Origin of the sequence: Croceicoccus sp. Ery15 (genome assembly GCF_020985305.1) — a bacterium.
Lineage (GTDB): Bacteria > Pseudomonadota > Alphaproteobacteria > Sphingomonadales > Sphingomonadaceae > Croceicoccus.
Genome location: NZ_CP087588.1, coordinates 1,761,202 through 1,774,401 on the forward strand (window position 1 = coordinate 1,761,202; position 13,200 = coordinate 1,774,401).

General features: G+C 63.9%; 14 protein-coding genes and 1 tRNA gene. 7 read left to right on the forward strand and 8 right to left on the reverse strand.

All coding sequences use genetic code 11. The features are described 5' to 3' along the window. Positions 1–52 precede the first annotated feature (52 nt). Positions 53–129: transfer RNA gene (locus LOZ77_RS08620), tRNA-Arg, on the forward strand. Between the two features lie 135 nt (positions 130–264). Here the strand turns inward: LOZ77_RS08620 and LOZ77_RS17835 are convergent. Next, positions 265–732, reverse strand: a complete 468-nt coding sequence (locus LOZ77_RS17835) for a (deoxy)nucleoside triphosphate pyrophosphohydrolase (protein WP_370638063.1) — start codon at positions 730–732, stop codon at positions 265–267. Between the two features lie 80 nt (positions 733–812). Here LOZ77_RS17835 and LOZ77_RS08630 point away from each other — a divergent pair, with 80 nt between their 5' ends. Both LOZ77_RS08630 and LOZ77_RS08635 read left to right on the forward strand, forming a co-directional pair. Next, a complete protein-coding gene (locus tag LOZ77_RS08630; protein ID WP_230281713.1) occupies positions 813–995 on the forward strand; it encodes a Flp family type IVb pilin in 183 nt (60 codons plus the stop codon). A 149-nt stretch (positions 996–1,144) separates the two neighbouring features. Then, positions 1,145–1,321, forward strand: coding sequence for a Flp family type IVb pilin (locus tag LOZ77_RS08635; RefSeq protein WP_230281714.1), 177 nt, complete (start codon positions 1,145–1,147; stop codon positions 1,319–1,321). A 115-nt stretch (positions 1,322–1,436) separates the two neighbouring features. Here LOZ77_RS08635 and LOZ77_RS08640 read toward each other — a convergent pair whose 3' ends face one another. The 5 genes from LOZ77_RS08640 to LOZ77_RS08660 form a co-directional block, all read right to left on the reverse strand. Then, a complete protein-coding gene (locus LOZ77_RS08640) occupies positions 1,437–2,939 on the reverse strand; it encodes a M48 family metalloprotease (protein ID WP_230281715.1) in 1,503 nt (500 codons plus the stop codon). 159 nt (positions 2,940–3,098) lie between these two features. Next, the gene (locus LOZ77_RS08645; RefSeq protein WP_230281716.1) at positions 3,099–4,055 is read right to left on the reverse strand and encodes an acetyl-CoA carboxylase carboxyltransferase subunit alpha; all 957 of its coding nucleotides are present in this window, start codon (positions 4,053–4,055) and stop codon (positions 3,099–3,101) included. 55 nt (positions 4,056–4,110) lie between these two features. Next, positions 4,111–5,016: a tyrosine recombinase gene (locus tag LOZ77_RS08650; RefSeq protein ID WP_230281717.1), complete on the reverse strand. Its 906-nt coding sequence runs from the start codon at positions 5,014–5,016 to the stop codon at positions 4,111–4,113. Between the two features lie 12 nt (positions 5,017–5,028). After that, positions 5,029–6,921, reverse strand: coding sequence for a hypothetical protein (locus LOZ77_RS08655; protein WP_230281718.1), 1,893 nt, complete (start codon positions 6,919–6,921; stop codon positions 5,029–5,031). Beyond that, the gene (locus tag LOZ77_RS08660; RefSeq protein ID WP_230281719.1) at positions 6,918–7,169 is read right to left on the reverse strand and encodes a hypothetical protein; all 252 of its coding nucleotides are present in this window, start codon (positions 7,167–7,169) and stop codon (positions 6,918–6,920) included. The genes LOZ77_RS08655 and LOZ77_RS08660 overlap by 4 nt, the downstream gene beginning before the upstream one ends. Positions 7,170–7,297: 128 nt before the next feature. On the opposite strand from LOZ77_RS08660, the gene LOZ77_RS08665 reads away from it, so the two are divergent. Both LOZ77_RS08665 and aroB read left to right on the forward strand, forming a co-directional pair. Continuing rightward, the gene (locus LOZ77_RS08665) at positions 7,298–7,879 is read left to right on the forward strand and encodes a shikimate kinase (RefSeq protein WP_230281812.1); all 582 of its coding nucleotides are present in this window, start codon (positions 7,298–7,300) and stop codon (positions 7,877–7,879) included. Between the two features lie 2 nt (positions 7,880–7,881). Next, positions 7,882–8,997 (forward strand): 3-dehydroquinate synthase, encoded by a 1,116-nt coding sequence (gene aroB, locus LOZ77_RS08670; protein WP_230281813.1) that lies wholly within the window; start codon positions 7,882–7,884, stop codon positions 8,995–8,997. 112 nt (positions 8,998–9,109) lie between these two features. On the opposite strand, the gene LOZ77_RS08675 is transcribed toward aroB, so the two are convergent. Further along, positions 9,110–10,666, reverse strand: a complete 1,557-nt coding sequence (locus tag LOZ77_RS08675; RefSeq protein ID WP_230281720.1) for an arylsulfatase — start codon at positions 10,664–10,666, stop codon at positions 9,110–9,112. A gap of 297 nt (positions 10,667–10,963) precedes the next feature. On the opposite strand from LOZ77_RS08675, the gene LOZ77_RS08680 reads away from it, so the two are divergent. Both LOZ77_RS08680 and LOZ77_RS08685 read left to right on the forward strand, forming a co-directional pair. Then, positions 10,964–11,875, forward strand: coding sequence for a CHAD domain-containing protein (locus tag LOZ77_RS08680; RefSeq protein WP_230281721.1), 912 nt, complete (start codon positions 10,964–10,966; stop codon positions 11,873–11,875). After that, a complete protein-coding gene (locus LOZ77_RS08685) occupies positions 11,859–12,407 on the forward strand; it encodes a CYTH domain-containing protein (RefSeq protein ID WP_230281722.1) in 549 nt (182 codons plus the stop codon). The genes LOZ77_RS08680 and LOZ77_RS08685 overlap by 17 nt, the downstream gene beginning before the upstream one ends. Positions 12,408–12,632: 225 nt before the next feature. Here LOZ77_RS08685 and LOZ77_RS08690 read toward each other — a convergent pair whose 3' ends face one another. Then, positions 12,633–13,100, reverse strand: a complete 468-nt coding sequence (locus LOZ77_RS08690; RefSeq protein ID WP_230281723.1) for an Lrp/AsnC family transcriptional regulator — start codon at positions 13,098–13,100, stop codon at positions 12,633–12,635. Positions 13,101–13,200: the final 100 nt, after the last annotated feature.

Consider the following 13,200-nt stretch of genomic DNA (forward strand, 5'->3'; position numbering starts at 1 on the left):
CAGAAGGGGTTGCCAAGATTCAAAGCCCGCCCTATTGGCCGCCCTCCAGAGCGCGCCCGTAGCTCAGCTGGATAGAGTACCTGACTACGAATCAGGTGGTCGGAGGTTCGAATCCTTCCGGGCGCGCCAACAAAACACCCGCCCCTTCACGCGAAGGGGCGGGTGTTTTGTTTTCGGGCCATGGCAGGTTGGAACTGATCGGAGACGGCCAGAGCGAAGCGGCGGCCAATCCTTCCGGGCGCGCCGCCGCCAGCACCACGCCCATCAAACCCCCGACCACAACTGCCCCAGCAAAATCCGGTCCAGCGGCGCCAGATCCAGCGAATCGACATCGGGAATCGCAAACCAGCCCAGCCCCCCGCCTTCCAGCGGAGCGGGATTTCCGGCCCAGATTCGGCAGCTGTAAAGAAGCAATACAATGCCGCGCGCCGGTTCCGGCGGCGAAAAATCGCGTGTTTCATATGCAAATCCGCGTGGCGAAAATGCACTGTCCGAAATTGTTACACCCAGCTCTTCGGCCAGTTCGCGGGCCAGCGCCGCGGGAGGCGTTTCGCCTGCCTCAACCTTGCCACCGGGAAATTCCCACAATCCTTCCAAGTGTTTACCGGCAGGGCGGCGATGCATCAGTACGCGGTTCGCATCGTCGATCAGCGCGCCAGCGACCACCAGCATCGGCGGCCGGATGACCGAATTGGCACCGTCCGGGCCCCGATCTGTCGGCCTGTTTTTCAACTCACGCCTCCGCATCAACTAAATCTTAATTCCTGCAGGTGATTTTGATGATCGGACCACATGAGGAGGCCCGATTAGCAATGACGAACATCGTTCAACAGATGCTGCGTGACGAGCAAGGTGCAACGGCCATCGAATATGGCCTGATCTGCGCCCTGCTGGCGATCGCCGCAATGGGCGCGATGCAGGGATTTGCAAATTCGACCATCGCCATGTGGATGAACGTTTCTAGCAAGACTCTGGAAGCCGCGAAGGACGGATAGCTTTCCGTAATTTACGAATAATTCAGGATCTTATTCTAGGAAGAGTGGGCTTGATCCAGACTTTGGGGGCACCGGAATTCGTGAAGACTTCCGCCAAATACGGAAAGAGCTGGTGAATTGAAGTACTTTATTTGACCAGGAGAATGACCATGAAGCTTTTCAACGAAATCCTCAACGACGAATCCGGCGCGACCGCAATCGAATACGGTCTGATCGCTGCCCTGATCGCTGTTGCTTGCATCACCGCGCTGACCTCGCTGGGCGGTTCGCTCGAGAACACCTTCACGAAGGTTGACACCGACCTGTCGGCTGCGAACCAGGGCTAATAGCCTTATCGGTTACTGAGCGGAGGGGTGGCAGGAAACTGCCACCCCTTTGTATTTGGTTATGCGATAAACCCGCCGCAGACAAAAAATCTGCGGGTGCCGCACCTCCAGCCAATCAATACACGACCAGCTTCACCTTTTGGCCAGGCTGCAACACCGAATTCTGCGTCAGCGAATTCAGCACCAGAAAGCGTTCCAGCTTCGCATTGTCATAGGCCATGCGATTGGCCAGCCCCTGCAATGTGTCGCCCGATTTGACAGTCACGACATCGATCCGGCGCGGCTTTACCGCCGATGCTTCGCTGGCCGAAATGCGCCGCATCGACGAATACATCGGGTTGAACACACTCGCCCCGCCCGCCTGCGTGATCGTCACGAAGTGGAAGGCCTGCGATTTCGAGAATTCATAGGCAAACACCGTCACATCGACCGATCCGTTGCCCGTATTGGCGCGCGCGGTGCCATAGGCGGCCGGAATGCCGTTCACCGTTGTGCGCTGGATTTGCGCAGGCTGGATCTTTGCCTGCCCGTCGCCCGTCAGCTCTCCGAACACGCCGCTGATATAACTGTCCATATTACCCGAATAGGGGCGACCGGCCAGTTGCCCCTTGCCCGACTGTCCGCTGATCGACACCGCCTGCGTGCCGTTCACAAGGAAGAATCCGCTGGGTGCCTTGAACGCGAAGCGCAGTTCGGGATGAATGAAATTCGCCCCGTCAACGATGCCCTGCTTGGGATCGTCGCCGTACAGCATGCCGTCGATCGCGGTCAGGAACATGTCGCGATTGGTCACGGTGCCGGGCTTGCCCTGCGCATCCTGATACGCGCCGCGCACGCGGCTGGCGGGATCGGGGTGGGTGCTGGCCCATTCGGGCACCTGATTCGAACTGCCCATCAGCTGCGCGTCCAGCGTATTTTGCTGCGCCAGACTTTCCAGAACGGTCGCCATTGCGGTCGGATCGTAACCCGCGCTCGACAGATAGGCGATGCCAAGATCGTCAGCCTGCAATTCCTGACTGCGCGAATATTTCAGGGTCAACAGCTGCGATCCCTGCATCGCCAGTTCCTGACCCAGCTGTCCCAATTGCGAATCGCCCAGTAGAACGCTGGACACTACCGCGCCCAGTACGCCCAGAATGCTGTTCTGCTGCGCCGCCTGTTGCCGCTGCTGCGAATGGCGCGCGGCGACATGCCCGACCTCGTGCCCCAGCACGCCCGCCAGTTCCGCCTCGTTATCCATCAGCGCGACCAGCTGGCGCGTGGTATAGATATAGCCGCCGGGGATCGCGAAAGCATTGTTCACCGGGCTGTTCAGCAGCGTCACCGTATAGGCATCGCGCGCACTGGCAAGGCCGGATTGCGCGGCGATATTCTTGCCCACGCGCTCGACATAATTGGACTGCGTACCGGTATAGGCACCGCCGAACTGGGCAAGGAACTGGGGATGCGCCTCGCGCCCGATCTGCTGTTCCTGCGCGGTAATCGCGCCCGCCTGCCCCGGCGTTACCGGCGCGGTGGTCGCCCCGACGCATGCGGTCAGCCCGATGGCCAGCGCACTGACCGAAGCGATGGCTATGCCCGTTTTACGCGAAAACGGGCGGAAATGGCGGCGGTTCATCGGCATCGGCTCCCTCGATTGGCATCCTGACAGGCGCAATCGGCGCCGCCCGCGTCGGGCAGCGCCGAAGTCCCCATGACGGGTAAAACAAGGTTATGACAGCATTTGTTCCCGCAAGCTGAACGGGAATGCATGAGGGTTGCAGGGCCGTAGCCGCCCCTAGAAGCCCGAGCCAATTTGCAGGAAACGCTCTGCCCGGCGTGCCTGCAACTGCGCGGCATCATATTGGGCAAGCCCGGCCAGTTCCTCGCCGATTGCGGCGCCAAGCGCCTCGGACGCGGCCGCCGGATCGCGATGCGCGCCGCCCAACGGCTCGGGCACAATACGGTCGATCACGCCCAGCTTTTTCAAATCCTGTGCGGTGACCTTCATCGCTTCGGCCGCGTCGGGCGCCTTTTCCGCGGTGCGCCACAGGATCGATGCGCAGCCTTCCGGGCTGATCACCGAATAAACGGCGTGTTCCATCATCAGCACGCGTTCGGCAGAAGCCAGCGCCACCGCGCCGCCCGATCCGCCCTCGCCCACAATGGTGGCGACCATCGGCACCGGCAGGTCAAGGCATGCCTGCGTCGCGCGGGCGATCGCCTCGGCCTGACCGCGTTCCTCAGCCTCGATCCCCGGGAACGCGCCCGACGTATCGACCAGAGTGACCACCGGCAGGCCGAACCGGCCCGCCATTTCCATCAGGCGCACTGCCTTGCGATAGCCTTCGGGTTTGCCCATGCCGAAATTATGCTTCAGCCGCGACTGGACATCGTGGCCCTTTTCATGGCCGATCAGCATCACTTTCTGCCCCGATTTCAGCGTGGCGAAACCGCCCAGAATCGCCTGATCGTCGGCAAAGCTGCGGTCGCCGCCCAGCGGCACGAAATCATCGGTCAGATGCGCGACGTAATCGCGGAAATGCGGGCGCTGCGGATGGCGGGCGACCTGCGTTTTCTGCCACGGCGACAGGCTGCGATAGATCTGGGCGCGCTGGTTGGCGGCCTTGGCCTCCAGCTTTGAAACCTCGGCCTTGATGTCGACGACATCGTCCTTGTCCGCCGTGTCGCGCAGCGCCTTGATCTGGGCTTCCAGCTCGGCCAGCGGCTTTTCGAATTCGAGATAGGAAATCATGCCATCGCGCTAAACGCACATTTCGCAATGGGCAAGAGCATGCATGCCCCCGTCCCTAACGATGCACGCGCCATGCTCCACCCGCCAGCGGATGCTTCGCGTTCACAAGCTCCACCAGCCGCGCCGAATCGACATGGGTATAGATCTGGGTGGTCGAAATGTCGGAATGGCCCAGCAATGTCTGCAACACGCGCAGATCGGCCCCGCCTTCCAGCAAATGGGTGGCGAATGCATGGCGCAGCACATGCGGGCTGACCGCTTCGGGGGCAATGCCTGCCCTGCCCGCCAGATCGCGCAGCAACTGGAACAGGCGCACCCGGCTGATATGGCCGGTGCGCGAGGGGAAGAGGAAGCGCGCCCCCTTGTCATTCTTCGCCGGGACGATGCGTTTTGCCAGCCATGCCGACAAGGCCTGCCGCGCGCGGGTCGAAACCGGCACCATGCGCTGCTTCCCGCCCTTGCCCGTCAATGTCAGCAGCGGTGCATCGCGCGGCACGCTGTTCAGGGGAAGCGACACCAGCTCGGTCGCGCGCAGGCCCGATCCGTACAGCAGTTCCAGCAGTGCCAGCATGCGTACCGCTTCGGGCTTGCCGGTCTGCGCCTCTTCCTCAGCCACGGCGAACAGCGCGGCGATCTGGTCGTGCGTCAACAGGCGCGGCAGCGGGCGGCGGGTGCGCGGGCGCGGCAAAGCATCCGAAGGATCGTCCTGTCGCAGCCCCTCGTCCACCAGAAAGCCATAGAACTGGCGCAGCGCCGAACAGCGGCGCGCAAGGCTGCTGGGTGCCAGATGCGCCCATTCGCTGCCCAGCCCCGCCAGCGCGTCGCCATCGGCATGGACCAGATCGGGCACCGCCTCGCGCGCGGCATCAAGGTCGCGGGCATAGGCGGCCAGCGTATTGGTCGCCGCCCCGCGCTCCGCCGCCAGATGGGCAAGGAATTCCTGTATGGCTGCGCGGCTCATGCGCGCATCGCCTCAGCCGCGGGCCACGGCTTCTGCCGCGATCATCCGTGCTTCAGCTTCCAGACCCGCCGCCTTCATGGCCGAGACGATGTGATACAGATGCAGCGGCGTCATCTTGGACCAGCCGGAGCCCTGCATGCCAAGGCCAGCCAGCATCGTCACCAGCACAGGATTGCCCCGCTCGCCCGCGCGGGCGATCGCACGGGTCCATGCGGTTTCGCGGTTCAGGTCGAACGCCAGCTCGCCCGACAATTCGCCGGTATTGGCCGGTGTCATCCGTCCCAGCCCCGCCAGCCCCGCGACCAGAAAGCGCGAACGGCGGCCCGCGCCGTCATGATCCATGAAACTGCGGATCACGCCTTCCTCTACCGGCGCGTTGCGCGCGGGCGCGGCCAGCGCCAGCAGCGCCCAGCCGTCGCTGCCCACCGGCACGACACCGGCCCAGCGCATCGCATTGCGGTCCAGCCCCGCCGTCAGCATCGATGCGATCAGATCGCCCGCATCATCGGCCATCCCGGCATTCACCGGCATGCGCGCCGCGGCATAGGCAGTCAGCACCAGCCGCGCATAATGCGCATCGTCGTCCGCATCGCCCCAGATGTCCTGCATCGCGGCCAGACGCTCTGCCGGTGACCCGACATAGGCTTCGCGCAATTGCGCGGCGCGCGCCGCCGCATCGCCCGACAATTCGGTATCGTCATAGATCTGCGCATAAAGATCGACCATCGCGGTGCCCGACAGGATGCCCCGCCGCCCCGCCAGATCGGAAGCGCCCGCCCGCTCCACGATATTCACCGCGGGCGAACTGGCCGCCATGACAAGGTAACGCTGCCCGCCGGTCGCACGCAGCCCTTCGGGCACTTCGGCCCCCGTCGCCGTCGCCAGCGCATAGCGCCACGGGCTCAACTGTTCGACATTGTCCCATTCCAGCGTGACCGCGCGGCGCTGCCGCCCGACCGCGCCTGCGTATTTCTGCGCCAGCAACGCATCGAAACGGTTGTCGTCGCCGCGCCGGACCATGCGTTCGATGCGGTCCATCCCGCCGCTCTCCCCCGAATAGGTCGAGCAGATCGCGCGCCACATATCCCAATGCGCGTCCTCTCGCGAAGCGCCGTGAATGCGCATCATCGGGCATGCGCCGGTGATATCGCCGGTGCCGAGATAGGCGTCATAGGCCGCGGAAATGAGGCGTTGCGAATAATCCGCCGTATCGACCTCTTGCACCATGGCGCGGGCCACCGCCGGTTCGCCCATGCGGTTCAGCAGCGCGGCGCGCAATGCGGCGAATTCCACCCCGTCCATGCCCGCAGGCGCGATCATCCGCCCTGCCAGCGCGCGGCGCAGCGCGATATGGCCCCAGCGCGACACCAGCGGGCCTTTCGTTCCCGCCAGCACATTGCGCACGAACAGGGCGCGCGTATTGGCCAGCGCCGCATCGCCCATGCCGCCTTCGTTCGCGGCCAACAGGCCAACCCGCGCGGTCGAACGGCGCGCGGCGGGCGGGATATCGAAGGTAGGCTTCAGGCCAAGCAATTCGTCCAGCGCATCCGTGTCCATCTCCTCCAGCTCTTCGAGCGAGGGGAGGCTCTCCAGCAAGCGGCGCGCAGCCTCTGCCCGCGACAGGGCGGGCGGCGCAGCGCTCGCACCGCTAACATCCTGCACCACCGGCTGCGAAACGCTGCTGCCCGTGGCGGGAGCGGCGGGGGGCTGGCCATTGGCTGGGCGCGCAGACGGTGCGGGCGCAGGCGCGGCCTTGGGGGCCGGAGCCGGAGCCGGTGCAGGCGCGGGCGCCGGATCGTCGAAACCCGGCGGCAACAGCGATTCGGGCGATTGCTGCGCCATCAGCACTGCCGCAGGGGTCGCCGCCATCAGCGCGGCGACGGTCAGCCGCATCCGCATCCTCATGCGCCGTCACCCTGCATGGCGTCTCCCTGCGCGGTGACGGGATGCAATTCTTCCTCGATCAGATGGACATCGCGATATCCGCCGTCAATCCACGCATAGGCGATCACGGCCAGCACCACGCCGCCCGCGATCAGGGCCCAGCGCGGCAGACGCGTCTTTCTCCGGCTGCCGGAATACCGGCCAGACGACAGCTTTTCATAGGGGGATTTGCGCGAAATCGTACTCACCATCACCTGCTTTGCGCGCATATTCGGGACCTTGCCCGCCGCACCCGTTCAAAATTCACGGCATGGCACGCGCTTGCAAGACCGGTTAGCCCAACTATAGGCATTGCTCAATGTCCCAGCCGAGCAATTCATCGCCCGATATACACAATATGCACGCCGCCCTTCCGTTGCCCGATGCTGCGGCGCTGTCCGCACTGGCCGCCCGCGTGGATCGTCCGGTGGTGCTTGTGGGCCTGATGGGCGTGGGAAAATCGACCATCGGGCGGCGGTTGGCGCAATGCCTTGGCACTCCCTTCGTCGACGCGGACGACGAGGTGGTGGAAGCCGCACAGATGAGCATTCCCGAAATCTTCGACCGTTTCGGCGAAGCCTATTTCCGCGACGGAGAGCGCCGCGTGATTGCCCGGCTGATCGAGGATAATGCGGGCCGCCCCGCCGTGATCGCCACGGGCGGCGGCGCCTTTGCCGACGACGAGACGCGGGCGCTGATTCTGGATCGCGCGATCGCGGTATGGCTCGACGCCGATATCGACACGCTGGTCGCGCGCGTCAGCCGCAAGAGCACGCGCCCGCTGCTAACGGGCAAGGACCCGCGCGCCGTGCTGGAAGATCTGTTGGCAAAACGCGGCCCCGCCTATGCCGAGGCACCGATCAGGGTGATCAGCGACGGCGGGCCGCAGACGAATGGCGTTGCGCGCATTCTGGCCGCGCTGGGAGACTATCTGGCATGACGATCTTTACCGTGCCCGTCGCGCTGGCGGGCCGCAGCTATGACGTGCGCGTGGGCAGCGGATTGCTGGGCGATCTTGCCGTCGAATGCGGCCCCCTGCTGCGCAAGGCCGCCGTGCCCGTCGTCACCGACGAACAGGTCGCCCCATTGTACCGCGACGCGATAGAGGCATCGCTGGCCGCCAGCGGCAAGGAAGCGCGCTGGATGATCCTGCCCGCGGGCGAGGCGACGAAGAACTGGGCCAGTCTGGAAGCGGTGTGCGATTTCCTGCTGGCCGAAGGCGTCGACCGCGGCGACCATATTCTGGCGCTGGGCGGCGGCGTGATCGGCGATCTGACGGGCTTTGCCGCATCGGTGCTGAAACGCGGCTGCGGCTTTATCCAGCTGCCCACCACACTGCTGGCGCAAGTCGATTCCAGCGTCGGCGGCAAGACCGCGATCAACACGCGCGCGGGCAAGAACCTGATCGGCGCATTCCACCAACCCGCTCTGGTGCTGGCCGATACCGGCGCGCTGGCCACGCTGCCCCCGCGCGAATTGCGCGCAGGCTATGCCGAGGTGGTGAAATACGGCCTGATCGACGATCCCGAATTCTTCGCATGGTGCGAAGCGCATGGCGCGGCCCTGCTAGCAGGGGACGAGGCTTTGCGCGGCGAAGCGGTCCGCCGCTCGGTCGCGGCCAAGGCGCGTGTCGTCGCCGCGGACGAGCGTGAGACGACCGGCACCCGTGCCCTGTTGAACCTTGGTCATACGTTCGGTCACGCGCTGGAGGCCGAATGCGGCTATTCGGGCAGGCTGCTGCATGGCGAGGCGGTTGCGATGGGCATGGTGCTGGCCGCGCGATATTCGGTGCGGCGCGGCGAAATGCACGGGCAGGACGCGGAACGGATCGCGGCCCATTTCAGGGCAATGGAGATGCGCGCCGACCTGACCGAGCTGGGCCTCGATTGCGATGGCCGCCAGCTTGCGGACCACATGCTGCACGACAAGAAGATGGATGCAGGCACGCTGCCCTTCCTGCTGATGCGGGGGATCGGACAGGCCTATCTGGCAAAGGATGTCGCGCTGGACGACGTGGCCGCATTCCTGAACGACGAGCTGGCCCGCCAGGCGGCCTGACCCCCATCACCTGATTTCTTCATAAAGCCCGCCATCACGAAAAAGGCGCCCTTCCCGCGTGGGAAGAGCGCCCTTTCTTGCAGACGGACCGTTCGATAACGGGCCGTTCCGTTTAGTTGCTGGCCGCCTTGGCGTTTTCCAGCTTGGCCATCGCGCCTTCCAGCGCCTTGTGCAGGCTCAGCGTGTCGGCGCCCTGGCTCGGCGGATATTCCTGAAGGCTCTTCAGATGTTCCGCGATAAAGGGCGTGGCTGCCGTCGGCGCCCACAGCTTCGATGCCATGAACTTGCGCCCGACATAGCCCCATTCCTCGCTTTCGGGATCCATCTTTTCCAGCGGATCCATCAGCAGGTTGAACACATAGGGGACCGAGGGATAGCTGCGTTCGTTGAACCAGCTGTTGTTCATCTTCACCCCGATGTGCATCTTCCAGCCGTCGATACGCACGGCGGTCAGCTCGGTCTCGTCGTAATAGAAATGGGCGCGGCGGGCCGATTTGGTCGACTTGCCGGTCCACATGTCCAGCTGGCTGAAACCGTCGAGGTGAACCTTGAACACGGTTTCGTCGTCGCCCAGCGTCGTGCCTTCGAGCAGCTTTTCCTTCACGTCGCCCATGCCGGCGGCCGAAGCCAGCGTCATGAACACGTCTTCATGGTTCTGCAGGCCGTTGATCGAGCTGCCGGCCGGAATATTGCCGGGCCAGCGCGCCAGCATCGGCACGCGCACGCCGCCTTCCCAGGTGGTGCCCTTCTCGCCGCGGAACGGGGCATAGCCGCCGTCGGGCCACAGCATCAGCTCGTTACCGTTGTCGGTCGAGTAGATGACGATGGTGTCGTCGGCGAGGCCGTTTTCGTCGAGCCAGTCGAGCAGGCGTCCGACCTGTTCGTCATGCTCGATCATCTTGGCGCGGACCACGTCTTCCTCGGCGCGGCCTTCGTCCACGGCCATCTGCGTGTACTTCTTGGGCGGGTGCGAGAAGATGTGGATCGCGGTGGTGTTGAACCAGCAGAAGAACGGGCCTTCCTTGTTGCGGTCCAGCCAGTCGATGGTCTTGTCCAGCACTTCGCCGTCAAAGGTTTCCATGCGCTTGCGGGTCAGCGGGCCGGTGTTTTCGATCTTCTGCTTGCCGCGGACGCCGAAGATGCCGTCATCGGTATCGTCGAACTCGTCCGTCGCCCATGCATGCAGCACGCCGCGCGGGCCGTATTTCTTCTGGTATTCGGGGTTCTTCTGGCCCGGATAATCCAGCTCTTCGGGCTCTTCCTCGGCGTTGAGGTGATAGAGATTGCCGAACCATTCGTCGAAACCGTGCGACGTGGGCAGGAATTCGTTGCGGTCGCCAAGGTGATTCTTGCCGAACTGGCCGGTCTTGTAGCCCGCAGCCTTCAGCACCTGCGCCAGCGTGGGATCGCCCTTTTGAATGCCGCGCGGCGAACCGGGAATGCCGATGGTGGTCATGCCGGTGCGCACGGGCAGCTGGCCGGTGATGAATGCGGCGCGACCCGCGGTACAGCTGGGCTGGCCATAGTGGTCGGTAAAGACCGCGCCTTCCTTGCCGATGCGGTCGATATTGGGCGTATGACCCATCATGCCGTGGGTATAGGCACCGACGTTCCACACGCCGATGTCGTCACCCCAGATGACGAGAATATTGGGTTTTCCGTTAGGCATTAGATACTCCAGGCTGAAAGGCGCTTTGGATGTAACCTTGTCGGCCCGTGCGTTGCCCAACCCCATCAGGGATTCTCCCGAGTTCTGCGGGGGGACATCCTCGGGCAGGCGAAATTTTCCGATCGGAGAACGGGCGATATCCCGATTTACCCGCCCTGCTGCCGATAAAAATGAATAAAATATGACAATGTTACGCTTTGCTGGCAGGCTGCGCGTGCTTTTGGCAATGCGCGGCCCGCGCTGCCCCCGACCGGACCAGAGGGGCGGTTCGCGTGACTATCGGAGCGAAGCACAACAATGGCTTACCGCCTGCGCCGTAAGGACCGTTCGATCGAGAAAGCCGTCCGCCGCATCGCGCGCGAACAGATCGGCAAGGCGTTGAACGCGATCGAGGATTGCGAGAATCCGGCCGAACCCGTCCATGACATCCGCAAGCATTGCAAGAAATTGCGCGGGCTGCTGCGGCTGGTGCGCGGGGATTTCGAAGATTACGCGCAGGAAAATGCAGCCTTCCGCGATATCGCCGCGCGCCTTGCCGCACCGCGCACCACACGGGTGACGCTGACCATTTTCGACCGGTTGCGCGACGATATGAACGGCACGGCCAAGGGCAAGGCGCTGGCCGATTACCGTGGCTTTCTGGCCGAAGCCATTATCCCCGACACGCCCGCCGATACCCCGGCCGCCGCGCTGGACGAATGCCGCGCATTGCTGGAAGACGCTGCGCAGCGCGCGCGCAAATGGCATCTGGACAATGACGGGTGGAGCGCGATCAGGGGCGGACTTGCCCGCAGCTATACGCGCGGTTTCGACCGTTTCGCGCGCCTGTCCGCCGATGTTTCGGATGGCCCTTCCGCCAGCGCGCTGCACGATGCGCGCAAGGATCTGAAAGATCACTGGTATCACACGCGGCTGCTGGAAAATCTGGACCCGGCGAAAATGCGCGCCCGCGCCCGCATCGCGCACCGGCTGACCGAAGCGATGGGTGACCATCACGACCTGTCCGGTTTCGAAAGCGCACTGAATGCGGCGGGCGATCCGCGGCACGAGGAATTGCGCGAAATCCTGCTGGTGCTGGCCCGCCGCGACCGCGCCATTCTGGAAGAACGCATGCGCGAACTGGGCGCGAAACTGCTGACACCTGCCCCCGATGCGCTGGTGAAGGACTGGCACGGATTGTGGAAGCGCTGGCATGGCGGACGGGGCTGACCCTCTCCGCGCCCCTGCAATAGAGGTCGAGCGCAAGTTCCTTGTTACCGGCGACGGCTGGCGCGCTCAGGCAGGCACCCGCAGCCATATCGAACAAGCCTATCTGGCGCGCACCGCCGAACGCGAAATTCGCGTGCGCATTATCGACGGACGGGACGCCGTGCTGACGGTAAAATCGGCCCGCGCCGATATGATTCGACGCGAAGTCGAATGCCCGCTGCCCCCGGACAAGGCCCGCGAGCTGATCGCCATGGCCGACGGACGGATCGAGAAATACCGCCACCGCATCGCGGCGGGCGGGGCGCTATGCTGGGAAGTGGACGAATTCATCGTGACGGGCAGGTCGACGGATGGCAGGTCGATGGAGGGCGGGTTGACGGATGGTCGGTTGACGGGGGACGGGTTGGTATTGGCCGAAATCGAACTTCCCGCCCCCGACACCCCGTTCGACCGCCCCGACTGGCTGGGCCGCGAAGTGACCGGCGATCCGGCCTATTACAATGCCGCGCTGGCGGGCGGCTGCCCGCAATAGCCGGGCCCTCTGGCTGCAATTGCGCTGTCCTACACCCCGCGGTCCATGCAAAAGAGCCGCATCGCGAAATGGCGATGCGGCTCTTTGATCATCGTGTGAATTTTCGCGGCATGTGACCGTGTCAACCGACGGGCGGGATCGGGCCAAAAACGGCGGTTTTCTGCGCTTTCGGTTAGGGTGACACTGTTGCGACAAGTGTCACCTTTGTAACCCTGACAGCCCAAATTACCGGCCCTTGATCGGCACGCCCGGCTTGTTCTTCGCCGTCCGGATCACCAGCGAGGTTTTGACGCTGGCCACATTGGGTGCGGGCGTCAGACGGCTGGTCAGGAATTCCTGAAAACTTTGCAGATCGTGGCTGACGATCTTGAGCATGAAATCGATCTCGCCGTTCAGCATATGGCATTCGCGCACTTCGGGCAGCGTGTTCATATGCTCCTCGAACGCCTTCAGCGATTCCTCGGCCTGACTCTTCAGGCTGACCATCGCGAAGACGGTGATCGTATAGCTGAGAGCGGCGGGATCGAGTTCGGCGTGATAGCCGCGAATGATGCCCGCTTCCTCCAGCGCGCGGACGCGGCGAAGGCAGGGCGGCGCGGTCAGGCCGACTCGGCTGGCCAGCTCCACATTGGTGATGCGGCCTTCCGACTGAAGTTCGGCCAGCAGATGGCGGTCAATTTCGTCCAGAATCATAAGGGTTTAGTCCTTTGCCGTCTTCTGCGCCATCGCCATGCTCCCCAGCGGGCGGGACGGATGGTGAGACATATAACAAAGTTTTCGGCGTGTTTCTCGG

Bases quoted from the DNA above. Each gene is read 5' to 3' on its own strand.
- LOZ77_RS08630 (WP_230281713.1), top strand. From the start codon at position 813: ATGACGAACATCGTTCAACAGATGCTGCGTGACGAGCAAGGTGCAACG.
- LOZ77_RS08635 (WP_230281714.1), top strand. From the start codon at position 1,145: ATGAAGCTTTTCAACGAAATCCTCAACGACGAATCCGGCGCGACCGCA.
- LOZ77_RS08640 (WP_230281715.1), bottom strand. From the start codon at position 2,939: ATGAACCGCCGCCATTTCCGCCCGTTTTCGCGTAAAACGGGCATAGCC.
- LOZ77_RS08645 (WP_230281716.1), bottom strand. From the start codon at position 4,055: ATGATTTCCTATCTCGAATTCGAAAAGCCGCTGGCCGAGCTGGAAGCC.
- LOZ77_RS08650 (WP_230281717.1), bottom strand. From the start codon at position 5,016: ATGAGCCGCGCAGCCATACAGGAATTCCTTGCCCATCTGGCGGCGGAG.
- LOZ77_RS08655 (WP_230281718.1), bottom strand. From the start codon at position 6,921: ATGAGGATGCGGATGCGGCTGACCGTCGCCGCGCTGATGGCGGCGACC.
- LOZ77_RS08660 (WP_230281719.1), bottom strand. From the start codon at position 7,169: ATGCGCGCAAAGCAGGTGATGGTGAGTACGATTTCGCGCAAATCCCCC.
- LOZ77_RS08665 (WP_230281812.1), top strand. From the start codon at position 7,298: ATGCACGCCGCCCTTCCGTTGCCCGATGCTGCGGCGCTGTCCGCACTG.
- LOZ77_RS08675 (WP_230281720.1), bottom strand. From the start codon at position 10,666: ATGCCTAACGGAAAACCCAATATTCTCGTCATCTGGGGTGACGACATC.
- LOZ77_RS08680 (WP_230281721.1), top strand. From the start codon at position 10,964: ATGGCTTACCGCCTGCGCCGTAAGGACCGTTCGATCGAGAAAGCCGTC.
- LOZ77_RS08685 (WP_230281722.1), top strand. From the start codon at position 11,859: ATGGCGGACGGGGCTGACCCTCTCCGCGCCCCTGCAATAGAGGTCGAG.
- LOZ77_RS08690 (WP_230281723.1), bottom strand. From the start codon at position 13,100: ATGATTCTGGACGAAATTGACCGCCATCTGCTGGCCGAACTTCAGTCG.